This is a genomic window from [Bacillus] enclensis (assembly GCF_001456935.1).
Lineage (GTDB): Bacteria > Bacillota > Bacilli > Bacillales > Bacillaceae_B > Rossellomorea > Rossellomorea enclensis.
The window spans coordinates 171439-198405 of sequence record NZ_KQ758484.1 but is presented as its reverse complement, the minus strand read 5'-3'; the positions used below and the strand labels follow the sequence as shown (position 1 = coordinate 198405).

31 protein-coding genes are annotated in these 26967 nt (G+C 46.6%); 20 read left to right on the top strand and 11 right to left on the bottom strand.

Annotated elements, in window-relative coordinates; translation table 11 throughout:
- Positions 1 to 109: 109 nt before the first annotated feature.
- Together AS034_RS13795 and AS034_RS13790 are read right to left on the bottom strand one after the other, a co-directional pair.
- Complete coding sequence (locus AS034_RS13795) at positions 110 to 901, bottom strand: endonuclease/exonuclease/phosphatase family protein (RefSeq protein WP_058298939.1); 792 nt, start codon at positions 899 to 901, stop codon at positions 110 to 112.
- Positions 902 to 904: 3 nt separating this feature from the next.
- Entirely contained in the window at positions 905 to 2539 is a 1635-nt protein-coding gene (locus tag AS034_RS13790) for a PTS transporter subunit IIBC (protein ID WP_058298938.1), read from the bottom strand.
- A gap of 341 nt (positions 2540 to 2880) precedes the next feature.
- On the opposite strand from AS034_RS13790, the gene AS034_RS13785 reads away from it, so the two are divergent.
- Both AS034_RS13785 and AS034_RS13780 read left to right on the top strand, forming a co-directional pair.
- A complete protein-coding gene (locus tag AS034_RS13785; protein ID WP_058298937.1) occupies positions 2881 to 3357 on the top strand; it encodes a hypothetical protein in 477 nt (158 codons plus the stop codon).
- Position 3358: 1 nt separating this feature from the next.
- Positions 3359 to 4072 (top strand): DUF421 domain-containing protein, encoded by a 714-nt coding sequence (locus AS034_RS13780; RefSeq protein WP_336433371.1) that lies wholly within the window; start codon positions 3359 to 3361, stop codon positions 4070 to 4072.
- A gap of 133 nt (positions 4073 to 4205) precedes the next feature.
- Here AS034_RS13780 and AS034_RS13775 read toward each other — a convergent pair whose 3' ends face one another.
- The 4 genes from AS034_RS13775 to AS034_RS13760 all read right to left on the bottom strand — a co-directional run bounded on the left by AS034_RS13775 (position 4206) and on the right by AS034_RS13760 (position 6187).
- Positions 4206 to 4502 (bottom strand): putative quinol monooxygenase, encoded by a 297-nt coding sequence (locus tag AS034_RS13775; protein WP_058298936.1) that lies wholly within the window; start codon positions 4500 to 4502, stop codon positions 4206 to 4208.
- Positions 4503 to 4574: 72 nt separating this feature from the next.
- A complete protein-coding gene (locus tag AS034_RS13770; RefSeq protein ID WP_032085668.1) occupies positions 4575 to 5210 on the bottom strand; it encodes a nitroreductase family protein in 636 nt (211 codons plus the stop codon).
- Positions 5211 to 5230: 20 nt separating this feature from the next.
- On the bottom strand, positions 5231 to 5653 hold the full coding sequence (locus tag AS034_RS13765) for a MarR family winged helix-turn-helix transcriptional regulator (protein ID WP_058298935.1): 423 nt from the start codon (positions 5651 to 5653) through the stop codon (positions 5231 to 5233).
- Positions 5654 to 5827: 174 nt separating this feature from the next.
- A complete protein-coding gene (locus AS034_RS13760) occupies positions 5828 to 6187 on the bottom strand; it encodes a winged helix-turn-helix transcriptional regulator (protein ID WP_032085670.1) in 360 nt (119 codons plus the stop codon).
- A gap of 558 nt (positions 6188 to 6745) precedes the next feature.
- Between AS034_RS13760 and AS034_RS13755 the strand changes: the two genes are divergently transcribed.
- The 4 genes from AS034_RS13755 (at position 6746) to AS034_RS13740 (ending at position 9585) form a co-directional block, all read left to right on the top strand.
- Positions 6746 to 7942 carry an MFS transporter gene (locus AS034_RS13755; RefSeq protein WP_058298934.1) on the top strand — a complete coding sequence of 399 codons (1197 nt, stop codon included), beginning with the start codon at positions 6746 to 6748 and terminating at the stop codon, positions 7940 to 7942.
- 123 nt (positions 7943 to 8065) lie between these two features.
- Positions 8066 to 8467, top strand: coding sequence for a YhfM domain-containing protein (locus AS034_RS13750; RefSeq protein WP_058298933.1), 402 nt, complete (start codon positions 8066 to 8068; stop codon positions 8465 to 8467).
- A gap of 18 nt (positions 8468 to 8485) precedes the next feature.
- Complete coding sequence (locus AS034_RS13745; RefSeq protein WP_058298932.1) at positions 8486 to 9052, top strand: ATP-binding protein; 567 nt, start codon at positions 8486 to 8488, stop codon at positions 9050 to 9052.
- Entirely contained in the window at positions 9049 to 9585 is a 537-nt protein-coding gene (locus AS034_RS13740; RefSeq protein WP_058298931.1) for a DUF1572 family protein, read from the top strand. The genes AS034_RS13745 and AS034_RS13740 overlap by 4 nt, the downstream gene beginning before the upstream one ends.
- 37 nt (positions 9586 to 9622) lie before the next feature.
- On the opposite strand, the gene AS034_RS13735 is transcribed toward AS034_RS13740, so the two are convergent.
- Both AS034_RS13735 and AS034_RS13730 read right to left on the bottom strand, forming a co-directional pair.
- Positions 9623 to 11545 (bottom strand): heavy metal translocating P-type ATPase, encoded by a 1923-nt coding sequence (locus AS034_RS13735; RefSeq protein WP_058298930.1) that lies wholly within the window; start codon positions 11543 to 11545, stop codon positions 9623 to 9625.
- A gap of 218 nt (positions 11546 to 11763) precedes the next feature.
- The gene (locus AS034_RS13730) at positions 11764 to 12948 is read right to left on the bottom strand and encodes an MFS transporter (protein WP_058298929.1); all 1185 of its coding nucleotides are present in this window, start codon (positions 12946 to 12948) and stop codon (positions 11764 to 11766) included.
- A gap of 122 nt (positions 12949 to 13070) precedes the next feature.
- Between AS034_RS13730 and AS034_RS13725 the strand changes: the two genes are divergently transcribed.
- Complete coding sequence (locus tag AS034_RS13725; RefSeq protein WP_032085677.1) at positions 13071 to 13457, top strand: OsmC family protein; 387 nt, start codon at positions 13071 to 13073, stop codon at positions 13455 to 13457.
- A gap of 143 nt (positions 13458 to 13600) precedes the next feature.
- On the opposite strand, the gene AS034_RS13720 is transcribed toward AS034_RS13725, so the two are convergent.
- Positions 13601 to 14020, bottom strand: a complete 420-nt coding sequence (locus tag AS034_RS13720; protein WP_058298928.1) for a pyridoxamine 5'-phosphate oxidase family protein — start codon at positions 14018 to 14020, stop codon at positions 13601 to 13603.
- Positions 14021 to 14161: 141 nt separating this feature from the next.
- Here AS034_RS13720 and cax point away from each other — a divergent pair, with 141 nt between their 5' ends.
- The 3 genes from cax to AS034_RS13700 all read left to right on the top strand — a co-directional run bounded on the left by cax (position 14162) and on the right by AS034_RS13700 (position 16785).
- Complete coding sequence (cax, locus tag AS034_RS13715; RefSeq protein WP_058298927.1) at positions 14162 to 15220, top strand: calcium/proton exchanger; 1059 nt, start codon at positions 14162 to 14164, stop codon at positions 15218 to 15220.
- A 408-nt stretch (positions 15221 to 15628) separates the two neighbouring features.
- Positions 15629 to 16444, top strand: coding sequence for a YfkD famly protein (locus AS034_RS13705; protein ID WP_058298925.1), 816 nt, complete (start codon positions 15629 to 15631; stop codon positions 16442 to 16444).
- Positions 16445 to 16605: 161 nt separating this feature from the next.
- Entirely contained in the window at positions 16606 to 16785 is a 180-nt protein-coding gene (locus AS034_RS13700; protein WP_058298924.1) for a hypothetical protein, read from the top strand.
- 247 nt (positions 16786 to 17032) lie between these two features.
- Here the strand turns inward: AS034_RS13700 and yfkAB are convergent, their stop codons facing one another.
- On the bottom strand, positions 17033 to 18160 hold the full coding sequence (yfkAB, locus tag AS034_RS13695; RefSeq protein WP_058298923.1) for a radical SAM/CxCxxxxC motif protein YfkAB: 1128 nt from the start codon (positions 18158 to 18160) through the stop codon (positions 17033 to 17035).
- 113 nt (positions 18161 to 18273) lie between these two features.
- Between yfkAB and AS034_RS13690 the strand changes: the two genes are divergently transcribed.
- The 7 genes from AS034_RS13690 to pdaA all read left to right on the top strand — a co-directional run bounded on the left by AS034_RS13690 (position 18274) and on the right by pdaA (position 23437).
- Complete coding sequence (locus AS034_RS13690; RefSeq protein WP_058298922.1) at positions 18274 to 18456, top strand: SE1561 family protein; 183 nt, start codon at positions 18274 to 18276, stop codon at positions 18454 to 18456.
- A gap of 450 nt (positions 18457 to 18906) precedes the next feature.
- Entirely contained in the window at positions 18907 to 19353 is a 447-nt protein-coding gene (locus AS034_RS13685; protein WP_058298921.1) for a GNAT family N-acetyltransferase, read from the top strand.
- 98 nt (positions 19354 to 19451) lie between these two features.
- The gene (locus tag AS034_RS13680; protein ID WP_058299145.1) at positions 19452 to 21005 is read left to right on the top strand and encodes a fumarate hydratase; all 1554 of its coding nucleotides are present in this window, start codon (positions 19452 to 19454) and stop codon (positions 21003 to 21005) included.
- A gap of 123 nt (positions 21006 to 21128) precedes the next feature.
- Positions 21129 to 21566 (top strand): NUDIX hydrolase, encoded by a 438-nt coding sequence (locus AS034_RS13675; RefSeq protein ID WP_058298920.1) that lies wholly within the window; start codon positions 21129 to 21131, stop codon positions 21564 to 21566.
- A gap of 48 nt (positions 21567 to 21614) precedes the next feature.
- Positions 21615 to 21791, top strand: a complete 177-nt coding sequence (locus AS034_RS22990) for a hypothetical protein (protein WP_169792812.1) — start codon at positions 21615 to 21617, stop codon at positions 21789 to 21791.
- A 95-nt stretch (positions 21792 to 21886) separates the two neighbouring features.
- On the top strand, positions 21887 to 22444 hold the full coding sequence (locus AS034_RS13670) for a DUF4825 domain-containing protein (protein ID WP_058298919.1): 558 nt from the start codon (positions 21887 to 21889) through the stop codon (positions 22442 to 22444).
- Positions 22445 to 22663: 219 nt separating this feature from the next.
- Positions 22664 to 23437, top strand: a complete 774-nt coding sequence (pdaA, locus tag AS034_RS13665; protein WP_058298918.1) for a delta-lactam-biosynthetic de-N-acetylase — start codon at positions 22664 to 22666, stop codon at positions 23435 to 23437.
- A 50-nt stretch (positions 23438 to 23487) separates the two neighbouring features.
- Here pdaA and AS034_RS13660 read toward each other — a convergent pair whose 3' ends face one another.
- Positions 23488 to 23925, bottom strand: a complete 438-nt coding sequence (locus AS034_RS13660) for a DUF4362 domain-containing protein (RefSeq protein ID WP_058298917.1) — start codon at positions 23923 to 23925, stop codon at positions 23488 to 23490.
- Positions 23926 to 24041: 116 nt separating this feature from the next.
- Between AS034_RS13660 and AS034_RS13655 the strand changes: the two genes are divergently transcribed.
- The 3 genes from AS034_RS13655 (at position 24042) to AS034_RS23480 (ending at position 26910) form a co-directional block, all read left to right on the top strand.
- On the top strand, positions 24042 to 24911 hold the full coding sequence (locus tag AS034_RS13655) for a DNA-3-methyladenine glycosylase family protein (protein ID WP_058298916.1): 870 nt from the start codon (positions 24042 to 24044) through the stop codon (positions 24909 to 24911).
- A gap of 15 nt (positions 24912 to 24926) precedes the next feature.
- Positions 24927 to 26333, top strand: a complete 1407-nt coding sequence (gene rlmD, locus AS034_RS13650; RefSeq protein ID WP_058298915.1) for a 23S rRNA (uracil(1939)-C(5))-methyltransferase RlmD — start codon at positions 24927 to 24929, stop codon at positions 26331 to 26333.
- Positions 26334 to 26538: 205 nt separating this feature from the next.
- Positions 26539 to 26910 carry an SEC-C metal-binding domain-containing protein gene (locus AS034_RS23480; protein WP_231938131.1) on the top strand — a complete coding sequence of 124 codons (372 nt, stop codon included), beginning with the start codon at positions 26539 to 26541 and terminating at the stop codon, positions 26908 to 26910.
- The last annotated feature ends 57 nt before the right edge of the window (positions 26911 to 26967 follow it).

Sequence of the window (26967 nt, the reverse complement as noted above, 5' to 3'; positions counted from 1 at the left end):
ACCTCCTTAGAAGGACACTTACCCCTTGAACACTGGATTAAACAAATCGATTGAACGCTCCAGTCAAAATAAGAAGAAGCCCGGAGCGTGGAACTCCGGACTTCTTCTTTCACATGTTAATATGCACTTCAATCCCATAATGATCCGACACGACAGGTTTGTTGTTACCGTTGAAAATAACGTTGGATGATCGCACATCCACTTCTTCACTAGCCAGGACCAAATCGATTCGTAAATTCGTTTTATTTTCGTCCCATCCGGCAATTTCGCCTTCGACGGTGACACCGTCATCACGTTCAGCGGCAAGCTCATAGGTGTCTACAAGATCTTTTGATAAAAGATAATCATAGCCTTCATCGCGGATGTAAGCGTTGTTGTTGAAGTCTCCCATCAAAAAGGAAGGGGACTCAGCCGTGATCTGTTCCAGCAGTGAATCGGCCTGATATCGAAACGGCTCCTCCTCATCCTTCCACCAGCCGATATGGCAGGAGTAGAAGGAAAGGGGGCGGCCGTGATAGGAAATCGTCGCCCCGACGATCTTGCGGGTCTTCCAGTAGGACTGGTCGTGACTTTTGGATATGAAGAAGCGGTGTTCTTCGACGATATCATGCTTTGTCAAAATCGCGACGCCTTCTTCGTAGACATCATAGCCGATATGAGCGAAATCCCAGACGATCTGGTAATCGGCGACGCCCAGCTTATTAAGTTCATCAAGCAATACAAGGGCGAAATTGTCTTTTTTTACAAGGCCCGATACTGTCTCGCTTTCGGTCAGCTGGCTGACTTCCTGAAGCGCGATGACATCGTAGGATTTCTCTGCGATAGCATGAGCCAGGATCGATATCTTTTCAAGCTGGTTGTCTTCCTGCCAGGAGTGGCAGTTCAATGTCAGCAGTTTCATCAATTACGCTCCAAGCAGGTCCTGGATATCGGATTTGATGACGTCTGCTTTAGGACCGTAGATGGCTTGTACGCCTTTATCCTTCAGGATCAGTCCGAGTGCTCCATTCTGTTTCCATTCAGCTTCGGTGCCGACAGTGTCAGTGTCTTTAACGGTGACACGAAGGCGGGTCATGCATGCATCGACGTCCACGATGTTTTCCTGGCCGCCGAGTAAAGCGACGATCTGCGGGGCGATGGAATCTTTTTTCACAGCAGAACTTCCGGCTGCTGCTTCGTCTTCGATATAGTTGCCGTTGCGTCCCGGTGTCGGAAAATTGAACTTCTTGATCAGGAAGTTGGCAACCCCGAAGTTCAGGAAGAAGAAGACAAGACAAGCAATGACGAAGTTGACAAGGTCCATCCAGAGTCCGGCTTTGACGATCATCGGAACACGCGTCAACAGCTCGATCGATCCGAATGAGTGGACGCGGATGTTGATGATATCGACAATCGCGAACGCAAGACCTGTCATGATGGCGTACACAACGTATAGAAGGGGAGCAGCGAACATGAACATGAATTCAATCGGCTCGGTCACACCTGTCAAGAAGACAGCAAGACCAGCTGAGAAGAACATGGATTTGTATTTTTTCTTTTTATCCTGGTCGACGTTTCTGTACATCGCGAATGCGATACCGATGAGGGCAGCTGATGATAAGATCATCTGACCCACTTTGAAACGTGCAGGTGTTACGTCATTCAATAATTGCTTGTAGCTTTCTGTATCCCCGGCTTTAAGGAAATTGTTCAAATCGGCGATCCAGGCAAGCCACAATGGATCTTGTCCGGCTACCGTTGAACCTGCATTCGATCCGGTGAGAATCTTATAAGTTCCGCCAAGCTCGGTGTAGTTGATTGGAACCGTCAGCATATGGTGAAGTCCGAATGGCAGCAGCAGACGTTCCATGGCACCGAAAATGAATGGTGCGATGATCGGTGCACTGTTGCGTGAAGTCGCAATCCATTGACCGAAATCGTTCAGGGCTCCCTGGATGAACGGCCAGACGATGGATAGTGCAATCGCTGTAATGACCGATCCGCCGATCACCACGAATGGCACGAAACGCTTACCGTTAAAGAACGAAAGAGCGTCCGGCAGTTTATCAAAGTTGTAATATTTGTTGAAAAGATTCGCTCCCAGGAAACCTGAGATGATCCCGACGAACACACCCATGTTCAAGGCAGGTGCACCAAGAACTGATGTAAAATAGTCAGATACAATCAATGTCTGTCCGAATAGGGAAGAAACGGTTGCTTCCGGGTCGGCAAGCATGTCACCGTTCACTCCGAAAATCGCCCCGGTGATGCGGTTGATCAGGATGAAAGCGATGAGTGCCGCGAACGCCCCGCCGGCACGCTCCTTGGCCCAAGATCCCCCGATGGCGACGGCGAAGAGGATATGTAAATTGGTGATGATCCCCCAACCGATGTCTTCCATTACTCTTGCAACCGTTTGCACTAACGTGATGTCTCCACCCGTCATACCGATCAATTTACCGATCGAAATCATGATTCCTGCAGCAGGCATAACAGCCACGACAACAAGCAGTGCCTTACCGAATTTCTGCCAGAAATCAAATGACATTAAATTCTTCATAATCCCTGTTTCCTCCTTTAATACCAATATCTATTGTGTATTCGTTTTCAAAAATAATTGTGTGCGTTTTCATTTCTAAATATAAAAAATGAAAGCCGGATTGCAATTGAGTGTAGGGTACTCTGAACACATACAATGAAATGCAACCGTTTGCACTAAAATTCGATAAATCTTATTATAAGAAAACTCTTTCCATAAATCAATAGGAAAATATTATTTTGAAAAAATATCGATTCACCGCGCTGCAGTTCGTATGCAGACTGAAGAAGATTTGTAAAAAAAGTATGATTGTAAAATTTTGTCTAATACTAAAAGAAATATAGCTCGTAAAGGATATTATAATGATAGGACTCATACTAGCAATCATCATTTTCAATTCGGCAGCTTATTTTTTCAGCGGCCGGTTGACAAGGAACCATAAACTGCATATATGGACGTTTACGATTGCCTTTCAACTGGCTCATGACCTGATCGTAGAATATAAGCATATGGCTTATTGGTATTTCGGTAAAGGGATCAGCTGGCAGGGGTTGATGGGACATACTATCTTACTGCCGCCTGTGAACATCCTGTTTCTCAACTTTTTTCCCTTCGGAAAAGGGTTTTTGAAGCAGTTCTCCTACGTGGCAGTATGGACAGCAGGACTGCTGATCTATGAGTTGGTGGCAAGACTGCCTGAACCATGGGGATATTTTCAATACGGCTGGTGGAAATGGGAGTATTCTGCCATTGAAGATCCAATACTTTTATTGTTATTGGTATTGTTCTATAAGTTCATTATCTGGATTGAGAAAGGAACCATGAAAGGGGAAGGTTAACGTGAACGTGAACGTGCAGGATGTTGATTTCCTGGAGATGATCTCCCGGTCAACCGCAAGTTTCCTGGTATTGTTGCTCCTCGCGCGGCTGCTGGGGAGAAAGCAGCTGAGCCAGCTGACTTTTTTTAATTATATCACCGGTATTTCAATCGGTTCGATCGCAGCGGATATAGCAGGGGAATCGGGGACACCTTTTCTGAACGGGCTGACCAGTTTGATCTGGTGGAGCTTCTTGAGCTTCCTTGTTGGATACATCAGTCTTAAGTCTTCCAAAGTGAGAGTAGTTCTTGATGGTGAGCCTTTAATCGTCATTAAGAAGGGGAAAATCCTTGAAGACACGTTAAAAAAGCTGCATCTCAATATGGATGATTTAAGCATGATGCTGCGGGAGAAGGGGTTGTTTTCAATGAAAGCTGTTGAAACGGCCGTCTTTGAACCGGATGGCAAGCTGTCTGTTATCTTAAAGCCAGCTTATCAATCCGTGACGAGGGAGGATCAAAATATAGTGAAAACCCCACCGACGTACATACCATCTGAATTAATCGTGGATGGCAAGGTTGTTGAACAGAACTTGAAGGAAGTGGGAGTGACGAAAGATTGGATTGATATGCAGCTGGACAAATTGCAATTGAATCGAAGCGATGTTTTTTATATGGAGATGCAGGAAGATGGAAGTCTTTTTATCGATCGCAGGAATGATGGTTTGAGGGAGTAGCGGACATAGCCAGAGGATTGGGAATGACTAAAGTGAATGCGGACAGTGTAGAGAATGTCCGGAGGGATTACCGCCCTTTCTGTATTAAAAAAGTCGTCCAGTAAATGATGGACGACTTTTTTTAGGAGTGCGATTATCTTTCAACTTTCTCGCCTGCGTAAACTTGTACATCTAAAGGAGCGGCCATATACTCCGGCGCTCTTCCTGCAAAAGAAGTAAAGTGGCTGCTTGTATTGTGAGCTTCTACGGCAGCCTGATCTTTCCAGATTTCCACCATTGTATAGGTGTGGTCAGCGTCAGTAGCTTTCATTAAATCGTATGAGACATTGCCGTCTTCGTTACGTGAAGCAGCGACCAGGGCCTGCATCTCTTCAAGGAATGCAGCTTCTTTTTCAGGATTAATTTGAAAATGTGCGTGGATGATGATCATATGGATTCCTCATTTCTTTTATAGTTATAGGGGTTAGGGGATGGGACAGTGTACCTGTCCCCTTGTCCCGGTTTATTTCCATTCTGTAATTTTTTCGACCGGCAGGCGGACGGATTTGTAGCCTGCATCGGCTGCTTTACCGATGGAGATGAGCATGACCGGATAGTAGCGGTCTTTGTCCATTCCGTAAGCTTCCGCGATTTGGTCTTTTTCATAGCCGCCGATCGGGTTGGTGTCGTAGCCATGTGCTCGGGCTGCAAGCATCAGCTGCATGGATACGAGGCCGCCGTCAATCAGGTTCATTTCCTTATATTGTTCTGCCGGCATGACATCAAGCAGGCCTTTTATCGAAGGAAGCTGGCGGTCCCTGACTTCAGCCGGCATATAGCCTTTTTCAACGGCTTCGTCATAGATCTCATCCGCGTAATCCAGGCTGTTCATGTCAACAAATACAGCGATGACAGCAGAGGAAGTCTTCACTTGCGTCTGATTGAATTTGGCGAGCGGTGCCAATGTTTCTTTCCCTTCGGCGCTGTCGATGACGAGGAAGCGCCACGGCTGCAGATTGACAGAAGAAGGAGCAAGCGTTGCTTCCTGAAGGATTTCAGTCATTTCCTCCTTGCTGATTTTGATGGATGGATCGTAGTTGCGGATCGAGCGGCGTCCTGTGATGATTTCTTGAAAGTCATTGATTCTTGTTGTGTTCATGTTGAAAAAACTCCTTTATATTAGTATTGAATGTTTTTTCCATTTTGCTGGATTCGCATGAGCAAATCCGACAGCATCTCTTGTTCATCCGTACTGAAGTCCTTCAGCATCTGTGAGATGAACTGTTTCTTTTCTTTGCATAGAGCAGCAGTTCTTTCCCTGCCTTCATCTGTCAGGCTGACAAATGTGATCCGGTTGTCGTCCGGATTCTTTCTGCGGGATACCATTCCCTTTGCTTCGAGCTGCTTCAAATGCCGTGTGACAGCTGCATTGTCTATATTCACTTCCCGCTGCAGGGCTCGCTGGCTGATTTCATCGACTTCCATCAGCTTGTGCAGCAAATCGAGGCGTGACTGGCTGATCCCCGTGCATCGTTCGAACTTCGGGCTCAGCTGTTTATAAATATCATTAAGATGACGTAAAATCGTTTCTTCGCTGGACAAAGCATCCTCCTCCTCTGAATGATTGAGGGGTCAATCATTGATACGTCAACTAATATAATACAGGTCGTATATGAAGTCAAAACATCCGGTTTCCCCCCTGTAAAGCTGGGCAGTTTTTACTAAAAAGAAAACACCCTGAATCCTTTCAGATCGGGGTGTTTTTTACGTTAACCATCATTCGTTTTCTCCAGAAATTACTAATACATCTTCACCTTCAGAAATCGTTTTTTCAATATGCTGCTCGCCCCATGAACAAAGCATCTGCAGTGCGGGGGCAAGGGAGTTGCCGTATTCAGTCAGTTCATATTCCACTTTCGGCGGCACCTGGTTATAGATGATGCGATTGACGACGCCGTCTGCTTCGAGTTCCCTCAGCTGCTGGGTGAGCATTTTCTGCGTGATGTTCGGCATCATCCGCTTCAGCTGGCTGGTACGCAGCGTACCGTTGTCGATGAGATGGCAAAGGATGACGACTTTCCATTTACCGCCGATCACTTCAAGCGCCGCTTCCACGGGGATATTGTACTTCTTCATTAATAACCCTCCTCTAAGGATCTTTTCTTACTGTATATCATGTTCCGTGTAGTAGTATTCATTCGCTTAATTACAGTTGAAATATAACATAACCGATCATACACCGCCTAATGGACGGATTGGCGTCTTATGGGTACTCCCGGGTACCTATTGGACTTTAAAGTGCGTAATTCCATTATGGAACCATACCCCTCATAATGTTGGATAGGCGGGAAAGCGAAAGGCGCCTTCGTGAGTACCGGGTGTTTAGTTTAAGGGTCTTTTGCTGCTGACATGGCAGCTTCCGTTTTAAAGACATTTTGCTTTTTGATAATATAAATTGCTTTTTGATAATAAATCACTGGTTTTTGATAATATAATCGGATTTTTGATAATAAAACTGCCCGTTTTTGATAATAAATCGTTCTGATGGCCAGTGAGGGGCGGTTTTACAACTTCAAAATGGTCTTTCAAGCAATCAATTAACGAAATTCAGATCAAAATGCTTCCTTTCAACTGAAATCAAATGAAAAAGTCGTTTCTCACGTCAAATTTAATCAATATAAGGAGGAATTCTCTATGAGTTCTCATGCACATACAATGAACCACTCAAAAACAAAAGGAGGCACGCCTGCGCTGCTTGCGCTGGCGATCTCCGCTTTCGGAATCGGCACGACTGAATTCGTGCCGGTCGGACTTTTGTCATCGATCGCAGATGACTTGTCGATATCAATCACGCTCGCCGGGTTATTGATTTCCGGCTACGCAGTCGGGGTTGCAATCGGTGCCCCGGTCCTTACAGCTTTGACAAGCAAGATGAACAGAAAGTCACTCTTAATGTCGCTGATGATTTTGTTTATCGTCGGCAACTCGGTTTCAGCCCTTTCAACCAGTTTCGGTCTGCTTCTTGTGGCACGCTTCATCACAGCCTTTTCACACGGTATTTTTTTCTCAATCGGTTCGACGATCGCGGCAGACCTGGTCCCTGCCCATAAACGGGCAAGCGCCATCGCCTTCATGTTCACCGGACTGACTGTCGCAACCGTAACGGGAGTACCGCTTGGCACGTTCATCGGCCAGGCATTCGGATGGAGAGCGACGTTCTGGGGAGTGGCGCTGCTCGGAGTCATCGGCATCATTGCAAGCTCGATCCTTGTACCAAAAAATCTAAAAGAAGCACCACCGGCTAAATTCAGCGAGCAATTAAAGATTTTGCGTAATGGAAAATTACTGTTGGCATTCGCCATAACGGCACTTGGTTACGGCGGTACATTCGTTGCGTTCACGTATCTGACACCGCTTTTGGAAAGTGTCACAGGTTTCAGCTCAAAATGGGTGAGCATCATCCTTCTTGTATATGGAATCGCCGTGGCAATCGGTAACGTGGTCGGAGGGAAAGCATCCGATCGAAATCCCCTTAAGGCATTATTCTGGATGTTCATACTGCAGGCAGTCATCCTCGTGGGATTGACCTTTGCGGCCCCGTTCAAGATTGCCGGTCTGATTGCCATCTTCCTCATGGGCTTGTTTGCCTTTATGAATGTACCAGGGCTTCAGATCCTGGTCGTTGATCTGGCGGAAAAATATGTGCCGTCAGCCGTTAACGTGGCCTCTGCCCTCAATATTGCGGCATTCAATGTCGGAATCGCGATCGGATCGTTCGTCGGCGGTCTCATCGTAGACGGAATTGGACTGATCCATACACCTTGGATCGGGGCCATCATGGTGGCCGGGGCCGTCCTTCTTACAGCTTGGCTGAGAAAGCTTGAGCAATAATCAATATAAAATAAAAAACGTCCCTTGGATTAAGGGGCGTTTTTTTTCTGAAAAAGAAGCTGAAGGAGAAGTGTACATGGTAAAATAAGGATAGTCCAAACCGGAATTGGAAGGGTGCTTCAGATGAAAAAGTGGTTCGTGATTATCCTGACTCTATCAGTGCTTGTTTTTTGCGGTTATGTGTTTTTTTACAACGGGATCTCCAATATCGAACGGATCGAGATTGAAAAGTACAACCATAAAACAGAGACGTATGATCAGGAGAAAATAGTAACGGACCAGACTTCCATCAAGACGTTCACCAAAAGCCTGAACAGAGCAAGGCATGAGAAAAATACGATCTATGAAATGGCCAATCATGAAGACTACCTGGTCACCGTCACTTATGAAGACGGCGCCACAGATGAGTTCAGGGTATGGGAAAGCTCAGGACGGTATACACATATCATCAGGGCCGGGGAAGGCGATAATTTTAAAATCAGCGGTGATAAGAACAGGGAAAAGCTCATAAAACTATTGAAATAGAACGAACGGGGGAAAAGAATGAATCGTTTCGTCATCATGACCGTCGGCAAGACCCACAGCGGGAAGTCGACGTTTGCGGATAAACTGGAAGAGCAGATGGAGAATGCCGTCGTGATCGATCAGGACCGCCACGCAGAATTCATCAATACATATTATAGAAAGTTATTGGCGAAAGAGGGGCCGAATACAATCAAATATGCAGTCTCCAAAACCATTGTCGATCACGCAGTCGGGCATACAGACTGTCACCTCATCATCTGCAATTCAAACCGGAACAAGGGAGGAAGGGAGGAACTGCTCGACTACTTCAAAAGCAATGGATTCAAAAGCATCCTGGTCCATTTCGAGCTGCCTGATGAACTAATCCAGGAGCGTATTGCGGCAAGCACCAGAAGTAAAAGGATATTCAGGAATGCCACTACTTTCAAAGAAGTGCTTGCACGTCAAAATGAAGAGACTGGAATAGGGAATGTGATCGATCCTGATGAAGGGGAAGCGGACCGTCTATTTGTAATCAGGGATGAAGCGGAAGTGGAAAATGTCATTGGAAAGATAGTGGGAATGGTAGAAGGAGGGGCCATATGAGTCTGGGGAATGAGTATATAAGAGTCATCCTTAAACGATTTAGGAGTGTAAAACGCCTTGGGGATAAAACATTGGAACAACTATCGGAAGAGGAGACCTTCTGGACCGATAACAGTGCGTCGAACAGTGCTGCGATCATCGTAAAGCATATGAGTGGGAATATGGTTTCAAGATGGACGGATTTTTTGACTGCTGATGGTGAAAAAGACTACCGGAACAGGGACGGGGAGTTCCAGAACGATTTATCTTTAAAGTCTGAAGTGGCCATTGTGTGGGAAAATGGCTGGCAAACCCTGATGGATGCATTAGAGGAACTCACGGAGCAAGATCTATTAAAAACGGTCACCATTCGCGGCGAGCGCCACTTGGTGTTGGATGCCATTGAAAGGCAGCTTGCCCATTATTCTTATCATGTGGGCCAGCTTGTCTATATCGGCAAACTCCTGAAAAATGAACGCTGGGAGAGCCTCAGCATTCCAAAGGGGAAATCAGAGGAGTTTTTAAGAGAAATGTTGAAGAAGCACGGTAAGTGAATAGGAAAAAACCGCCCTCATACGAAGGCGGTTTTTATTATGATCTCAACAACCGCAGTCCATTCAGAATAACCAGGATTGTACTTCCTTCATGCCCGATGACCCCATATGGAAGGTCAAGCACCTGCAGGAAGTTGGATGCGATCAGGATCATGATGACACCGATTGAGAAGATGACGTTCTGCTGGACGATGCGCTTCATTTTTTTCGATAGTTTGATTGCTTCCGCAATTCGGGTGAGGTCGTTCTTCATCAGGACCACATCCGCAGTTTCGAGTGCGACGTCGGTTCCTTCTCCCATCGCGATGCCAACATTGGCTGTTGCGAGAGCCGGGGCGTCGTTGATTCCGTCCCCGACCATGGCGACCGTCCCAAAATGGTTTTTCAGTTTCTTTAACTCTTCCACTTTCGTTTCAGGAAGACATTCAGCGATGAAGGAGGTGACGCCTGCTTCTTTCGCGATGGCCCGGGCTGTCTTTTCGTTGTCTCCCGTCAGCATGATCGTTTCGATGCCTTCTTGTTTCAGTAATTGCAAGGCTTCGGCCGTTTCCTGACGGACGATATCCTTCAGGGCGATCAACGCAGCGATTTGACCGTCTATTGAAGCGAAAACCGTTGTCTTTCCGTGTGATGCCAGTTCGCTGTATGCTCCGCTCTTATATGCGGCGGCCAGCTCCTTCCCGACAAATTCAGCTTTCCCGATTTTCCACTCTGATCCGTTCACTATTGCTTTAACACCCCAGCCTGATACGTCCTCGAGTGAATCCGGCTGGATGAGGTCTGCCTTCAGTTCCCTGCGGACATGGCCGGTGATGGCCTGGGCAAGCGGGTGGTTCGATTGATTTTCGATGGAAGCGATGACGGTCATGACTTCCTTTTCGTCATATCCTTCTGCAACGAGTGTATCGGTTACAACGGGTTTCCCTTTTGTAAGCGTCCCTGTTTTATCAAACGCAATGGCTTTCAGGTTGCTGAGGTTTTCGAGATGAGCCCCGCCTTTAAAAAGGATCCCGTGCCGCGCCCCATTTGAAATCGCGGACAGGCTGGCCGGCATGATCGATGCCACCAGTGCGCAAGGAGAAGCGACGACTAGCAGGACCATTGCGCGGTAAAAGGTTTCCGTCCAGCTCCATCCGAGCAGGAAGTGAGGGACGAACATCATCAGGAAGACGACGGCAAGGATCACTTTAACATAGGTGCCTTCAAAGCGTTCGATGAACAGCTGGGAAGGAGATTTCTCACTTTGTGCGGATTGCACGAGGTCGATGATTTTCTGGAACAAGGTTTCGCTGCTCGGCTTTGTCATTTCGACAGTGACAGCACCGTTGATATTGACAGTTCCTGCGAAGACTTCATCGTTTGCTTCCTTTGTCACAGGGACGGCTTCCCCGGATATGGCTGCCTCGTCGATGGACGTCGTCCCTTTTACAATCACTCCGTCAGTCGGTACGCGTTCTCCGGGCTTTATCAGGATACGATCTCCGATATCGAGCGCAGAGACGTGGACTTTCTTTTCACCTGAGGATGTCACGAGCCAGGCTTCCTCCGGCTGCATTTCCATCAGTGCGGAGATTTCCTTCTGACTTTTGTTCATCGTATATGTTTCGAGCGCTCCTGAGACTGCGAAGATGAAGATGAGGATGGCACCCTCTGTCCAGTAGCCGATGATCGCGGAACCGACCGCGGCAAAAATCATCAGCATCTCGACATTTAGTTCCTTGTTCTCGATCGTTTCTTCAATGCCTTCCTTGGCTTTTGCAAATCCGCCGATGACGAATGCAAGCAGGTAGAAGATGACACTGAGGGTCTCACTGTCTCCTTTTGAGAAAAGCCAGCCGAGTAAGATGAACACACCGCTTATGAGGGCGGCAATCAATTCTGCGTGTGGTTTTATTTTTTCAAGGAAGTGATGTTGTTCCTTCGGTGTTCCGATTGAAAGGGCTTTGGACTGTGAGCTCATATGGTACTCCTCCTTTGATTAACTGAAAATCAGGATTCCTAATTGAGAATAATAATCAACGTCATTATCCCTATAAAACAACGAAAGCTGCCACCTGTTAGGGATGACAGCAAATCTATATGTGTTTTGAATGGACTTTTTAAAGAATCTCTTAATTTATAATTATTATAATCTGATAGTACCATATCTATATGAGAAAGAAAAGGGTTTTGTGCGGATTAATTATTTTGTGAAACTTCCCGGCGCCTGTTTTGCAGGGAGAAGACGAGCAGACTCACAAAAATCAACAGCATCATCAAGCTGATCAGATAGAAGAAGCTTGGTCCGCTGAACCATTCGATGACGATTCCACCGATGAACGGGCCGATCATGCTTCCGAAACTGAAAAAGATGCCGCACATAATATTTCCTGCCGGAAGCAATTCCTTCGGAAGGAGATCGGTCATATAACTGATGCCGAGTGAAAAAGTCGATCCAACCGCCATACCGGCGAGTGTGAAGCAGGTGAATAAACCGATCGTCGATTCCGAGACGAAGCCTGCAGCGGTAAAGCACATAAATCCGATCAGCATGACAATCAGCAGCACGTTCTGCCTCCCGTATTTATCACTCATGACGCCGAGCGGGACCTGAGAAATGATGCTTCCGACTGCAAATGCGGGCAAGAGGATCGAGACCGCTTCAACCGAGATACCATTCCGGAGGGCGAATACCGGGAAATTCCCGTTAAGCGATGCTTCAAGAAATCCGTAGCCGAGCGGCGGAAGAAGCGCGACCCAGGCGTATTTCAGGACCTTGCCGAAGCGCTGGAATGATCCGAGGAACGAAGCACTGCCGAGATTCTGCTGTTCAGGGAACTCATTCTTCAGCTTAAAGACAAAACTCCAGACAAGAAGGCTCAAAAGAGATGAAATGATGAACGGGAGAGCCTGGCTGTATTCGATGAGCTGTGCCATCAGTGGGCCGACTGCAAATCCGATACCGAACGATACGCCATAGATTGAAATGTTTCTCCCGCGGTGTTCTTTTGGTGAAAAAGATGTGATCCAAGTCTGGGTGGCAAAGTGGAGCATATGGTCGCCGATCCCTATGAAGAGGCGGAGTGCAAACCAGAACCAGAATGATTTCCATAATGGAAACAGAAAGAGTGATAATGCAACGACGATTCCGCCAATGATGATCATCGGTTTGTAACCTATTTTTTGAAGCGGTTTTTCCATGAGAGGTGAAGCAAGTAAGATTCCGATATAAAGTGCTGTGGCGTTCAGGCCGTTCAGCGAAGAGGAAAGGCCGTCCTGCTCAAAGATGATGGCGATCAGCGGGAGGAGCATCCCCTGTGAAAAGCCCGAAATCGCCACGATGGCCACAAGCACCCGGAAGCGGAATGAAAGTGATTGATTCATCTGCAAAACTCCTAAACTAGAGATTTTTCCTTATTAGATGGTACCCCGGAATCGATTGTTTGGCAATGGGGCGGGGTATAGAGTAAAATTTAGAGAAATGATGAATGAGGAAGGTGTACTAAATGGAATTCAATATGCAAGAAGGCGGTTTTTATACAGATTTAGGTTTCGGGAAGCTGGAGGTATCGGGCAATGAAGAATACGGATTCCGCCCATTTCAGCTGCTCGTATCATCAGTAGCGGTCTGCAGCGGAGGTGTCCTTCGCAAGGTGCTCGAGAAAATGCGCATCGATTTCGATGATATCCATATCAAAGCGGATGTCGTAAGAAATGAAGACGAAGCGAACCGGGTGGAAGAAATCTCTCTTCACTTCACGATCAAGGGAGAAAACCTCGATGAGAAAAAAATTGAAAAAGCCATGAAGCTTACGCGTAAAAACTGTTCCATGGTCCAATCCGTCCAGGACTCAATCAAAATTGAAGAAACGTTTGAACTTGTTTCAAAGTAAAGCCGTGTAAGCAGCGAAAAAATGGGCCTTCGAAGGGAAAGTTACCCTTTGACGGCCCGTTTTTTTGTTTCAACTATAAGAATAGGTGGAATATGGTTGATAGGCTGAAAGAGCGCTCTGTCGTGTATTGCATCGAGCACCTGCTAAAGAGTCAATTCCTGCGGTTCTTTCCCCGGTTTTGCATAGTAAAGGATGGTGACGGGGTTGAGTTTTAATAGGAGATATTCAGGATCCTCCGGACTTGCGATCCAGTGCTTAAGCTCTTCCGACCAGAATTTCTTCTTGAGTTCTGCAGATTCTTCAACGGATGCTTCTGCTTCGATTTCTACATAATGTTCATGATTTGAATCACGGTCGTAGCCAAGAAGGATATGGACATTCGGGTTCTGTGCGATATCCTCAGCTTTATGGGCATGCTCATTTGTGGCGGTATAGAGAGTAAGATCATCATGATTGAACATCATAAAGCGTGAATATGGTTTATTGTCGCGGATAGTGGCCAGTGTCCCGATTTTATGGTGGGAAAATAATTCGGTTACTTTATCTTTCAGAGTGTTCGTCATAAGATTGCCTCCTTATAAAAGTTCTATCTATTAATGTGTCTTTTCATAGTGGTTTCATGAGTTTCTTCGCAAAAAAAATAATACATTCCATACACTAGTAAGGGATCTTACAAATAATAAACAGGAAAAGAGGACTGTACCGTGAATAAAATCTTTTTAATCCTTGTATTGGCCGGTGTTCCGATATCCGTCATCGGAAGCCTGCTGCATTGGCCGACCGTGATGATGTTCGTCATTTACTGCCTGACGATCGTCGCGCTCGCAGGTTTCATGGGCAGAGCGACGGAGAGTCTTGCTGTGATATCTGGTCCGCGAATCGGCGGGCTGCTGAATGCCACATTCGGGAATGCGGTTGAACTCATCATTTCTATTTTTGCATTAAAAGCAGGACTCATCGGTGTCGTTCTCGCTTCCTTGACGGGATCTGTACTCGGCAATCTCCTGTTGGTGGCGGGACTTTCATTCTTTGTGGGTGGAATCAAATTCAAGCGGCAGAAATTCAATGTGTTTGATGCACGCCATAACTCAGGGCTCCTGATGTTTGCGGTCATTGTAGCATTCGTCATACCGGAAGTGTTCGCACAGGAAATGAATGAACGTGCCACGATGGTGATGAGTGTCGGGGTGGCAGGAATTCTGATTGCCCTTTATCTGTTCGCCCTTTTCTTCAAGCTCGTCACGCACCGCGGTGTTTATCAGCATGGAGAGGTGGGAGACAAGAATACTCATGAAGAAGAGCCGGAATGGAGCAAGGGGAAAGCCATTCTCATTCTTGCAGCTTCAACGGCAGCCGTTGCGTATGTGTCAGAAAGCCTCGTCCATACATTTGAAGAAGTAGGGGAAGCGTTCGGCTGGAGCGAGCTGTTCATCGGGGTCATCATCGTCGCGATTGTAGGAAATGCGGCAGAGCACGCCTCAGCGGTCATCATGGCCTATAAGAACAAGATGGACGTGGCTGTGGAAATAGCGGTCGGGTCAACCCTTCAGGTTGCCATGTTCGTCGCACCGGTGCTCGTTTTCGCCTCATTGTTCTTTGAAACAAACATGCCGCTTGTCTTCACACTTCCGGAGCTGGTCGCAATGGTATCGGCCGTCCTCGTCACGATCATCATCTCGAATGACGGGGAGACGAACTGGTTTGAAGGCCTGACCTTGCTGGCTGCATATTTTATTATGGGAATTGGGTTTTACTTTTTGTAGGCATTCACAGAGAAGGAAGTAAGATCAGAGGGATGCCTCTGGTCTTTTTTTCGACATTAGACCTGGCCGAGTACTACCATCCTCCCGCCATTTGAAGTAAAGGCCTCCTCTGCGGCCAATCAATCCTGCTTCATCCAATTGAAGCACCGGATTCTCTTCCTGAAAATAAAAAAACAGCGGTCTCCCGTTTAGGGAACCGCTGCTTCTTTGGGAAAATAGAAAATTATGAAAAACTGCCAGCATTCCAAGATGTCTGACAACCCTCCAGGTGACTTCATTATAAAATAATTATCGAATTTTGTAAATATTCTTTCAGTTATAAGATTTTATTTTTCCGTGGATAAGCTCCTGCAACATAGAAAAAACTAAAGGCAAACCCTTAAGTTTAAGTTGAAAGGAGTCTACACAATGAAAATAATGCGTACAGTTCTTATGTTCATTCTCGCATTTCTTGTAGCATCTGCCGGCACCCATGCTGAAAAAAGTCCCGCTCCGCGAAAAGACGCGGACTCCGGGAAAGTCACCATACCTAATTCAGTCCTGGATATCGCGAAAGAAAACACATACCCGAATTCAACACAGGATCAGCCGTATCTTCAGCCAAGCGAATTTACCCAGGAGCTTCTGGATACAGCAAATGTTAAAATTGAAAACCCTAACCTAATCCGAATTTTGAATGAATCTTCCATCAATAAAGCACCTACCATCGGATTGCGTGCGACCATCTATTTGGGGGAATGGCCGCTCAATTATGCTTCAACCGAGACATCCCCGAACTGGGAATACCAGAAAATCAACACGAATTACTATGATAACCGCGGCGGAAAAGGCAACTATCAAATTCACTACGTGCAAGAAGCGCAAAAAGTAGTAAAAGGCGGGCTGACAGCGAAAGTCCCTCATGCTGATGACGTGGAAAAAATGATGATGATCAAAGCCATGGACAACTCCCAGCTTCCACTTGCGTTCCAGACAATCGTCGGGGCAGGAACGAAAAAGAATCAAGTCTATAATATTTCCCCAAAACGCCTGGGCTATCTATATGCATACGCGCCGGCAATCAACGAAAAAGGAAAAGTGACCTATGGAGAAGTGTATCTTCAGATGAAAGGCACCAAACGTTCTGTAGTCGTCAAAAACGTTACCTCCCAAGGGGTAGGAGCCTGGATCCCGATTCAGGATCATGTACATTTCGGATTTATGGCAAGCGAAGTACCTAGATAAAAGAGAAGGCCCGTCCCGTACCATACAAGGACGGGTTTTCTTATGATCATGTTTAAATAGTGTCGAATGGTGGTATATAAATAATTCAGCTGAGCCCTTTAAAATATTTTGATGATATGTTATAATATTCAGAATAATCTAAACAAAAGGAGGTGATGAGAATGGAGTATCTATTAGTATTCGGAGCCGTACTTGTGCTGGCGACGGCTATGAGAATCTGGTTCGGATCCAGACGAGCGAAGTATTACGCAGAAAGAATCAAGCGCTATGGTTTAGGCGAACAGCCATTTGAGAAAGCGGCACGTGAACCCGCACCGATCGATGACAAAACGATCAAATAAGAAACACTTCGGATTATTTCTTTCCGGGGTGTTTTTTTGTTTTGGTGAAGCGGCTGGCGGTTTTCAATAATGATTATTAGTTGCGCAATTATCGGGAAAGAGGCGCAATTAATTGGAATCTGGCGCAATTATCTGGAAAGGGGCGCAATTATTAAAATTGAGGCGCGAAAATCGTAAAACTGGCGCAATTAACGTTTTTCGCAGCAACAAAAAAATCCCAGCCTCATTCTGAAGCCGGGACGGTCAATCAACGCTCAATCAATGATTTTCTTTTAGAAAAATCAACATTCTCATAATACATGGACTTCACCAGTACATTCGGTCCGAGACATTTAGCTGCAGGGCAGTGACAGTTCAATTCCTTCGCAAGCTCCCCTTCCTGCCATTTATCGAATATTTCAGGCAGTGAGTCATTCGTAATGTTCCCCAGCGGCGGCGTATCGCCGAAGTCGGTTACGATCACGTCACCAGTAAAGATATTGACGTTCAGTCGCGAGCGGCCATCAGGGTCATTCCGTACACTTACATTTTTGGCTGAGTACAGCTGTTTCAATAAGCTGCGGTCTTCTTCAGAGGTGCTGCATGGATAGAATGGCAGCGTGCCGAACAACATCCACACATTTTCATCTCGGAACTCCAGAATGCCTTTAATTGCATCACGCGTCTCATCAAGTGACAGGGTTTCGAGGCTCGAAGCGAAATCTGATGGGTACATAGGGTGAATCTCGTGCCGTCCGCATTTCATCTCATCGACAACCTGGCGGTGGATCTTTTCGAGATAAGGCAGCGTGTTTTTATTGAGCATCGTTTCAGCAGAAACAAGCACACCAGCTTCAGAAAGCGCGCGGCTGTTCTCAATCATCCGGTCAAACAGCTTCTGGCGCTGCTCACGGGTCGGCTTCCTCTCCATATTGGCAAAACCGACATCGATGAACTCATCTGTCGTGCCCCAGTTGTGGGAAATATGTAAAACATCGAGATAAGGGGCAATCAACAAGTAACGGTCAAGGTCGAGGGTCAGGTTCGAATTGATCTGTGTATGTACCCCTCTTGTATGCGCGTACTTCAAAAGCGGCAGCACCACATGTTCCACCGATTTCTTGGAAAGCATCGGCTCCCCGCCGGTAATACTAAGGGAACGAAGTGCAGTGATTTCATCAAGGCGCTGAAACACGGTATCCATAGGCAGCGTCTCCGGATCCTTCGGCGTCAGGGTGTAGCCGACTGCACAGTGCTCACAGCGCATATTGCAGAGCGTAGTCGTGGTAAATTCGATGTTGGAAAGCGTAATGCCTCCGTGCTCCTCCACATCGAGATATGCCTCCCAAGGGTCATGGTCGATCGACATCTTCTTGAAGAGAGTAGTTGATTTCATATAGTAAAAACTCCTTTACAATAAGTCACTAACTCATTATTGAAAACTGCTGACCCCTTGTCAATCCGAAAGTTATTGGTTACCATGATAAAGGTATGAAAGGAGAGATTCTCTTGGGCAAAGCCGTAGATGATAAAAACTCACAGGTAGATTACCTGAAACAGCGTTTGAATCTATTTGTAGATGTATTAGATTCCATCGACCCTGAACAGGCCGATGTGGAAGATATCGACCGCCTGATTTCCATGATCGATGATATAGAGACGAAATGCGAACAATTTAAGAAGAGCGAATAAGAGTCCTGGTGATGGGGCTCTTTTTTTTATTTTGGGTTGGGAGTGGGCTGTTGTTTGTAGATTGAGCTAGGCTCGGGTTTGGTGTTTTGAGCCAGGTTCAAATTGGGTTTGTTGAGCCAGGCTCAATCGGGTGGTTTTGAGCCAGGCTCAAACCGGGGTCATTGAGCCAGGCTCAGGATCAGGACCGGTGCCTGGCACGTTTTTGGTGTTTTGTGCCAGGAACAAATCGAGCAGATTGTGCCAGGAACAATCCACCTAATTTGTGCCTGGCACAATCACAGCCACCAATTCCAGCCACCATTCCCGTTTATTCTTCCTGGCACAGGCAGAATGATATCGTTATTTCCCGGAAAATGATGAACCCTGTCACATATCCTCTAACCCCGGGGAGGATTTTCCTGATTTTAGTCAAATACATAACAGTGGTTCACATATAAAGGAGAGATACATATGCAAATTCAGGCGATACAAAAAGAGCAGTGCCCCGCAGCGAAGGAAGTCATCCTGGCCGGATTCCTTGAGCGGTTCGGTTTCATCGACCACACCCTGAACCCTGATATCCAGGACATCTGGAGTGAGTACATGCAGGGTGATCATTTATTTTATGTGGGGATGGACGGGGATAGAATGATTTGTACCGGGGCGATCAGGAGGGAATCTCAAGATACGTTTCAGGTTGTGAGGATGTCTGTGTTGAAGCCTTACCGAAAGCACGGTCTCGGCCGGCGGATGCTCGACCATTTGGAAAACAAGGCAAAATCCATGGGTGCACAGAAACTGATCCTGGAGACGAATAAACAGTGGGCGGATGCCATTCAATTTTATAAGAAGAACGGGTATTCGGAGACTCATGAAGATGAGGTGTCCTGTTATTTCCAAAAGGAATTTCCTTTGTGAAATCCCTTTCAATCCGATTCTTATAGGAGTATAATGATTGGTGAAAAATCATGAATCGTTTATACAATTCAATTGGTTGAGGGGAAAGGGGAAGAATGATGAATAAAGAGACATTGCAGCAAAGTATGTATGACTTGATCGTGGAAACGTCCACGAACCTGCCGAAGGATGTGCGCCGTGCGATCCGTTCTGCGAAAGAGCGTGAGAATGCGGGGACGCGGGCGGCGATGAGCCTTGATACGATTTCGAATAACGTAAAGATGGCGGATGACAATGTATCTCCGATTTGTCAGGATACAGGTCTTCCTACATTTAAAATAAAGACTCCGGTCGGAGTGAATCAGCTTGAAATCAAAGACGCGATCTATGCGGCGATGGTACAGGCGACAAAGGACGGGAAACTCCGTCCGAACTCAGTCGATTCCCTCACTGGTGCAAACTCAGGGGACAACCTGGGTCTTGGTACACCTGTCATCAAATTCGAACAGTGGGAAGAGGACTATGTGGACGCTCGCCTGATCCTGAAAGGCGGCGGCTGTGAAAATAAAAACATCCAGTACAGCCTTCCTTGTGAGCTTGAAGGACTGGGCCGTGCGGGTCGCGACCTTGACGGAATCCGAAAATGTGTGATGCACTCAGTGTACCAGGCACAGGGTCAGGGATGCAGCGCAGGGTTCATCGGCGTCGGTATCGGGGGAGACCGTTCTTCGGGATATGATCTTGCAAAAGCACAGCTATTCCGTTCAGTGGATGACGTAAATCCTAATGAAGATCTTCGCAAGCTTGAAGAATACGTGATGGAAAATGCAAACGAACTTGGCATCGGTACGATGGGCTTCGGAGGGGAAACGACGCTTCTTGGCTGTAAGGCCGGCGTGATGAACCGTATTCCGGCAAGCTTCTTCGTATCGGTTGCCTACAACTGCTGGGCGTTCCGCCGTCTGGGTGTGAAGCTTAATTCCGAGGGTGGAATCGCTGAGTGGTTCTATCAGGAAGGCGAGAAGATCGATCTTACTCAAGGGTCCGAAGCTGAACTTGAGACGGCCGCTGCTGATGCCGGTGAGGCGCCGAATGTTGTGACGCTTCAGGCACCGATCACGGAAGAGCAGATCCGCGAACTTAAAGTGGGTGACGTAGTGAAGATTAACGGCCGCATGTACACGGGCCGCGACGCGATCCACAAACACTTGAGTGACAACGATGCGCCGGTTGACCTTGACGGACAGATCATCTACCACTGCGGACCGGTCATGCTGAAGGACGATGAAGGCAGCTGGCACGTGAAAGCGGCCGGTCCGACGACATCGATTCGCGAGGAACCTTACCAGGGCGATATCATGAAGCGATTCGGCATCCGCGCGGTCATTGGAAAAGGCGGCATGGGGCCTAAGACGCTTGCTGCTCTTAAGGAGCACGGTGGTGTCTACCTCAACGCAATCGGCGGAGCAGCTCAGTACTATGCTGACTGCATCAAGGGTGTTGACGGTGTCGATTTGATGCAATTCGGTATTCCTGAAGCCATGTGGCACCTGAATGTAGAAGGGTTCACTGCGGTCGTGACCATGGATTCACACGGAAACTCATTGCACGAAGAAGTCGATAAATCATCATTGGAAAAACTGGCTCAGTTCAAGGAGCCGGTATTTAAATAAAGAAGAACAGCGTCCCGTGGATATACACGGGACTTTTTTGTTGTCATTATTCGGAAATTTCCAACAATGGGTGAGTTTGTGGTAAAATAAGGATATTGATGCAGGTGGAATGGAGGAAGCACTTTGAGCGAAAATCAACAGGCACAGCACATTTTTACCCCGCCAAAACATATTGTTTCGGCGGCGACAATTGTTTTAAATGAACAGGGTGAGCTGCTGCTGATCAAAGGACCGGAAAGAGGCTGGGAAATGCCCGGCGGTCAGGTGGAAGAAGGAGAATCACTTAAGGACGCGGCCATCAGGGAAACAATCGAGGAATCGGGGATTGAAGTGGAAATCACGAAGTTCTGCGGAATTTTTCAAAATGTGGCTCAGTCCATCTGCAATACCTTATTTTTAGCGAGGCCTGTAGGGGGGACACCGACTACCTCTGAAGAAAGCCTTGAAGTTGGCTTTTTTCCGGTTGAAGAAGCTTTGGAAATGGTGACTTTCCAAAATTTCAAAGAACGGATCAGGCAGTGCCTTGACGAAGGGACCCACCCGTTTTATGTGGAGTTTTAAGGAGCGCCGGAAGTACATAGGATAGTAAAAAGGAGGCGTCCAATTATAATGTGGTGGTTCTGGATCATGATTGCAGGGATTTTAATTTTTGCTTATTTGATCGATGTCCGGAGGAAGCGGAGAAAAAATGATGATCACCTGCCAGGCATCAATCCTGGTGCGAAGCCCGGGGAAGATAGTAATTATTCTGGGGGTGATCACCGCGGGAGTTCTGGAGGTCAGTAAAAGCAGCATGAGATTTTTTGCTGCTTTTTTCATTACCTAAGAAACTTTCCATCAATCGCCATTTTTAGTATACTACGGGGAAATGGAGGGATCTTATGAAACGGATTACAGCATTCTTCATCATGATACTTGCCGCGGCAGTGGTTCTTGCAGCCTGCAGCGAGCCGGCGGATAAAGTTAAGATAACGAAAATTGAAAATGTGAATTTGGATAAGTTAAAGGAAATGACCGGGACCTATGTCGGGGACAATAATAAGGTATACAGCATCGTTCAAAGCCTGCCAGGCGGTGAAACGGTGAAGGGAATCGACTTGTCCGATGAAAGAATCAAGGTTACATACGGTCTTGAAGAAGGCTCCGGCATCTCTGAAGAGCAGTTCAATAAGTACTGGTTCAACGGGAAAAATGTCGATAAGCAGAACTTTTATTATAATGCCATTTATCTTGCGCTTTTAGTTCCTAATTCGAAAGGATACTCGTTTGAAATCGATGATTTCACACTCGATGTCTCGAGACAGCAGGTGGAAAAGGAGTTAAAAGAGGAATTTAAGGATTTTCCCGATGTGAATGACGAAGAAGCGGTGAGGAAATTCATCGAGAAAAACAAGGCTAAATTGAAGGAACTTGCCAGTGAAGAGTATCAGGCTTTTTGATATGAGGGCAGGGCTTTAAAGAAAAATCGACAGCTCGAGCATAAATTCCGGAATTCGAGCACAAATCATATGCTTTCGAGCACAAATCCAAATTGCCGAGCAAAAAACGAAGCTTTTCGAGCATAAACTGGACGAGCCCTAACATTTGGATACTTTTAGTAAGCATGAAACCTCTAACTTCTCAAAAACTAAAGAAAATGAATGAGAAGGAAGGTTATTATGGCTAAGTTACTGAAAATCCTATTGATTTCGTCCCTGTTCATCCTGATCCTGCCGGCCAATGCCAAGGCCGTGTCGAACAACCCTATTGGCTGGGGCTTCAAGAAAAGCCGCGATGAAGTACCTGCGGAAGCTGGACCGGCCTATGATGCACTGCTGGAAAAGTACGGGGCTTTCTATAAAGGCTCCCCTGATAAAAAGGATATTTACCTCACGTTTGATAATGGCTACGAAAATGGTTACACGGAAAAAGTCCTGGATGTCCTTAAAAAAGAAAAAGTGCCTGCGACGTTCTTCGTTACCGGCCACTATCTTTTAAGCGCAGAGGACCTGGTAAAACGAATGGTCAAAGAAGGACATATCATCGGGAATCATTCCTGGCACCATCCCGACTTCACCACCACGACTGACCAGCGGATCCGCGAAGAACTTGAAAAAGTGAAGGGGAAGACCGCAGAGCTCACCGGTCAGAAAGAAATGAAGTACCTGCGCCCGCCACGCGGCGTATTCAGCGAACGGACCCTTAAAGTCGCACAGGAAGAAGGGTACAAGCATGTCTTCTGGTCACTTGCCTTCGTCGATTGGAAGACAAACGAGCAGCGCGGATGGAGATACTCCTATGACAACATCATGACCCAGATCCATCCGGGAGCAATCATCCTGCTTCATTCTGTTTCCAAGGACAATGCCGATGCATTGGAAAAAGCGATACAGGATTTGAAAAAACGCGGTTACACATTTAAAAGTCTGGATGAACATCCGGCGATGAAATAGGAGGGACGGGCCTTTAGCTTGCTAAAGGCCCGTCCCTCGATGCACGAGTATCAGTACCAAAGGATAATGGCTTCGGGATCATTACCACAATCTATAAGTCTGTACACATTGTCAGCCATTTCACCATTGGTGTATTCGATATTATTACAGGTGAATTTTTGCACTTTTCCATCTCCGAACTTATCTCTTCTTGTGTCCATTACCGATTTGAATACTTTACCGTCGAAACGGATGTCGTGCAGGATCGGATCCCCTTCTTCTGTATAGAAAACAATACGGATACTTTCTTCCTTTCCATTTCGTACATTTTCATAAAATTCCTCGAAGCGTTCAAGGTTCTCTACTTTACCATGAGTGTTCACGATATCCGTTTCTTTTGGTTCATAGTCCTCGACCGGTTTCCCCGCTTCCATCCCAGGATCCCCCGGCTCATCACAACCCCCAGCCAGCAGCACAAGCAGCATCCAAGCCGCCATCCACTTCTTCAAACCAACCATCCCCTTTTACCTGATACTACCAAATAAGACGGTATACAACGTTTAAAGGTTACACCCGCCATATGCTATAATACACATACGAGTTTTGAAGCGGAGGGATGAGGACGATGGTAACGAGGAATGTCAGGATTGAAGGCCCGTACAATTTCGACCGGGTGCTGGACAGGCTTTCGCTGGACCCGCTGAATGCAGTGGATAAGGAAGACCGCAGTGTAAAGGTGCCATATTATTTGCCGCATGGAGATGGAGAGGTTATCAACGTGCAGGCAGTCGGAACTACCGAGGAGCCCGGGTTCACGATCACCTTTGAAAATGATGAACAGCTTGAAGAGAAACACAACCGGATCTCTGAGATTTTTCAGTGGGAAAAAGGTCTTCACGAGGTGCATGAGCATTTCCTGCAAACGGCGCTGAAGCCCATATTCGAAGAACATGCCGGAACACCGATTGTCCTAGAATTCGATCCGTTCGCGAGCATCGTGAAGAGCATCATCCACCAGCAGCTCAACCTGAAGTTCGCTTTCACGCTGACGCACAGGTTTGTCACGACTTACGGCTGGCAGAAGGACGGAGTGTGGTTTTATCCATCTCCTGAAAAAACGGCAGCACTTACGGTGGAAGAACTCAGGGAGCTCCAGTTTTCACAGCGAAAAGCAGAATACGTCATCGGACTCGGACAGAAGGTGGCAAGCGGTGAGCTTAACCTGGACACCCTTCCAGAAAAAAACGATGAAGCCATCATCAAAGAGCTGACAAAGATCCGCGGCATCGGACCCTGGACGGCACAGAGCTATCTTTTATTTGGCCTTGGCCGCCCGAACCTGTTTCCGACAGCCGATATCGGCATTCAGAACGCCATCAAAATTTTATACAATATGGACAGGAAACCCACCCAGGAAGAGCTTAAACAATTCAGCTCGCCGTGGCATCCTTATTTAAGCTATGCATCCCTGTATTTATGGAGAAGTATCGAATAGAACGGACGTGAACCAATGAAAAAGCAATACACGAATAAACGGCAAGGCAACAATAATGAAGTGAAGATCGAGCTGAAACAGCAGTTTCCGCTTACGATAAAAAAGATCGGCATCAACGGCGAGGGCATCGGTTTCTTTAAACGGAAAATCGTCTTCGTCCCGGGAGCCCTGCCAGGGGAAGAAGTGGTGGTCGAAGTCACCAAGGTGCACCCGAAATTCACGGAAGCACGCATCAAGAAAATCCGAAAGAAGTCACCGCAGCGGACAAAGGCTCCCTGCCTCGTTTATGAAGAATGCGGCGGCTGCCAGCTTCAGCACATCACGTATGAAGGTCAGCTCGAAGCAAAGCGCGATATCGTTCTGCAGTCACTGGAACGCCATACAAAACTGAACCTGGACGAACTGGATGTACGTCAGACGATCGGCATGGACAACCCTTGGCACTACCGCAACAAGAGCCAGTTCCAAGTGGAATCCCATAAAGGGAAAGCATTCGCAGGCCTCTACAGCATGAACTCCAACAAGCTGATCAACATTGACGAATGCATCGTCCAGCACTCGGCAACCAACAAAGTCACAACAGAAATCAAACGCATCATCAATGACTTCAACATTCCTGTCTATGATGAGAAAAAGAAAAAGCCGATCCTGAGAACGATCGTGACGCGCGTCGGATTCGAAACAGGACAGGTGCAGGTTGTACTGGTAACGAACGACAAAAAGATCCCGCGCAAGGATTTATTGATTTCCGAAATCGAGAAACGCCTGCCGGAAGTCGTATCGATTGCCCAGAACATCAACCCGAAGAAAACGGGCATCATTTTTGGGGACGAAACGATCCATCTTTCAGGAAAAGAAAGCATCGAAGAACGCCTTGATGAATTCACCTATGAACTTTCTGCACGTGCATTCTTCCAGCTGAACCCGATCCAGACGACCAAGCTTTATAACGAAGCGAAAAAAGCAGCGGCTCTGACTGGTGAAGAGAAAGTAGTCGATGCATATTGCGGCGTCGGCACCATCGGACTTTGGTTAGCGGATGGAGCTAAGGAAATCCGTGGGATGGATGTCATTAAGGAAGGAATCGACGACGCCAAAAAGAACGCTGAACGATTCGGAGTCGACCATGCAAATTACTTCGTAGGCAGCGCAGAAGAACTCATGCCGAAGTGGAAAAAAGAAGGCTGGAGACCGGACGTAGTCGTTGTCGATCCCCCGCGTACAGGATGCGACCAGAAGTTCCTTGATACAATCAAGGAAGTGAAGCCGAAGAAATTTGTGTATGTGAGCTGTAATCCTTCTACGCTGGCAAAGGATATTGAGTATTTGAAGAAGCAGTACACTGTTGAGTATTTGCAGCCGGTGGATATGTTTCCGCAGACGGCGCATGTGGAGTGTGTGGCGAAGATGGTTTTGAAATAAACTAATAAAAGTAAAAGATAAGGTGTTTGGTCCCTGTATATATCAGCGGGTCAAGCACCTTTTTTGTTTTTTAGTGGTTCAGTTTTTCTAATGTGCCGGGGGTAAGGGACCTATTTTCATGTTTCAAGCCTTGCCTTCAATCAGTAGCAAAGCTATGGTAGCATTTATCTTATATATACTAATCATAAGCTCAAGGAATGAGGGAGTGCCGAAATGGTTAATTATAAATTCAAATCTAGAAGTCGTAGACAATCAAATAAAACAGGATGATCCAAAGTGCACGAATAAAACCTTAGCCAGGTTAGTGGATTTAGGTATTGAAGAACAGGTGTCCAAAGAGATGATTGCGACTGTCCTGACCGAAGAAATTTACGTTGTGATGAAATACCAAGAAACATTTAACGAAAAACGCTACTGCAAGAAGATGGCTTTACTGCCGGAGTACATAGAAGGTATTGAAGAAAGGGAAAGTGATCATGTAGTAATGCCTGTGAAAAAAGGGCCCTCTATTGGGAGGAATGATCCTTGTCCATGCGGAAGCGGTTCGAAGTATAAAAAGTGCTGTGGGAGACAATGAAATATTTAATGATCATCTTCAGTAGAAAAACTTTCAATTATAATTCATTAAGGTGGA

Coding starts and splice junctions, on each gene's coding strand:
- AS034_RS13785 (WP_058298937.1), top strand. CDS start 2,881: ATGATAGGACTCATACTAGCAATCATCATTTTCAATTCGGCAGCTTAT.
- rlmD (WP_058298915.1), top strand. CDS start 24,927: ATGAAAAAGCAATACACGAATAAACGGCAAGGCAACAATAATGAAGTG.
- AS034_RS13795 (WP_058298939.1), bottom strand. CDS start 901: ATGAAACTGCTGACATTGAACTGCCACTCCTGGCAGGAAGACAACCAG.
- AS034_RS13790 (WP_058298938.1), bottom strand. CDS start 2,539: ATGAAGAATTTAATGTCATTTGATTTCTGGCAGAAATTCGGTAAGGCA.
- AS034_RS13655 (WP_058298916.1), top strand. CDS start 24,042: ATGGTAACGAGGAATGTCAGGATTGAAGGCCCGTACAATTTCGACCGG.
- AS034_RS13680 (WP_058299145.1), top strand. CDS start 19,452: ATGAATAAAGAGACATTGCAGCAAAGTATGTATGACTTGATCGTGGAA.
- AS034_RS13685 (WP_058298921.1), top strand. CDS start 18,907: ATGCAAATTCAGGCGATACAAAAAGAGCAGTGCCCCGCAGCGAAGGAA.
- AS034_RS13720 (WP_058298928.1), bottom strand. CDS start 14,020: ATGACGAACACTCTGAAAGATAAAGTAACCGAATTATTTTCCCACCAT.
- AS034_RS13760 (WP_032085670.1), bottom strand. CDS start 6,187: ATGAAGAAGTACAATATCCCCGTGGAAGCGGCGCTTGAAGTGATCGGC.
- AS034_RS13750 (WP_058298933.1), top strand. CDS start 8,066: ATGAAAAAGTGGTTCGTGATTATCCTGACTCTATCAGTGCTTGTTTTT.
- AS034_RS13725 (WP_032085677.1), top strand. CDS start 13,071: ATGGAATTCAATATGCAAGAAGGCGGTTTTTATACAGATTTAGGTTTC.
- AS034_RS13740 (WP_058298931.1), top strand. CDS start 9,049: ATGAGTCTGGGGAATGAGTATATAAGAGTCATCCTTAAACGATTTAGG.
- yfkAB (WP_058298923.1), bottom strand. CDS start 18,160: ATGAAATCAACTACTCTCTTCAAGAAGATGTCGATCGACCATGACCCT.
- AS034_RS13755 (WP_058298934.1), top strand. CDS start 6,746: ATGAGTTCTCATGCACATACAATGAACCACTCAAAAACAAAAGGAGGC.
- AS034_RS13670 (WP_058298919.1), top strand. CDS start 21,887: ATGAAACGGATTACAGCATTCTTCATCATGATACTTGCCGCGGCAGTG.
- pdaA (WP_058298918.1), top strand. CDS start 22,664: ATGGCTAAGTTACTGAAAATCCTATTGATTTCGTCCCTGTTCATCCTG.
- AS034_RS13705 (WP_058298925.1), top strand. CDS start 15,629: ATGAAAATAATGCGTACAGTTCTTATGTTCATTCTCGCATTTCTTGTA.
- AS034_RS13730 (WP_058298929.1), bottom strand. CDS start 12,948: ATGAATCAATCACTTTCATTCCGCTTCCGGGTGCTTGTGGCCATCGTG.
- AS034_RS13745 (WP_058298932.1), top strand. CDS start 8,486: ATGAATCGTTTCGTCATCATGACCGTCGGCAAGACCCACAGCGGGAAG.
- AS034_RS13770 (WP_032085668.1), bottom strand. CDS start 5,210: ATGAACACAACAAGAATCAATGACTTTCAAGAAATCATCACAGGACGC.
- AS034_RS13735 (WP_058298930.1), bottom strand. CDS start 11,545: ATGAGCTCACAGTCCAAAGCCCTTTCAATCGGAACACCGAAGGAACAA.
- AS034_RS13775 (WP_058298936.1), bottom strand. CDS start 4,502: ATGATCATCATCCACGCACATTTTCAAATTAATCCTGAAAAAGAAGCT.
- AS034_RS13700 (WP_058298924.1), top strand. CDS start 16,606: ATGGAGTATCTATTAGTATTCGGAGCCGTACTTGTGCTGGCGACGGCT.
- AS034_RS22990 (WP_169792812.1), top strand. CDS start 21,615: ATGTGGTGGTTCTGGATCATGATTGCAGGGATTTTAATTTTTGCTTAT.